1 protein-coding gene is annotated in these 382 nt (G+C 70.4%); it reads left to right on the top strand.

Annotated elements, in window-relative coordinates; genetic code table 11:
• Window positions 1-380 (top strand): sensor histidine kinase (locus AC07RN_RS21505; RefSeq protein ID WP_478337306.1); only part of this gene is annotated, 380 nt, incomplete at its 5' end.
• Window positions 381-382 lie beyond the last annotated feature (2 nt).

Raw genomic sequence — 382 nt, 5'->3', positions numbered from 1 at the left:
AGTCGGCGTTGCGCCGGTTGCTCGACCAGTTGGCCGACCAGACCGGGATCAGCGGCGAACTGGTCACGGACGGCGCGCAGGCGGCACTGTCGATGGACTACGACGTGGCCCTGTTGCGGGTGGCGCAGAGCGCGCTCGCGAACGTGCGCCTGCACTCGCAGGCGCAGCGCGTGCGGTTGACCCTGGGCTACGCGGCCGACGAGATGCGCCTCGACATCGTCGACGACGGTGTCGGGTTCGACCAGCGGGAGGCCGGCGGGTTCGGTCTGCGTGCGATGCGGGATCGGCTCGCCGAACTCGGCGGCACACTTGTCGTGGAGTCCGCTCCCGGTGACGGAACAGCCGTTGCGGCAACGCTTCCCGTCGGGAGGCCGATGTGAGC

It is taken from the genome of Lelliottia sp. GFLA7 (genome assembly GCF_056490165.1).
Note: the sequence above shows the minus strand (reverse complement) of the source record. Positions and strands in the feature narration are given on the sequence as shown.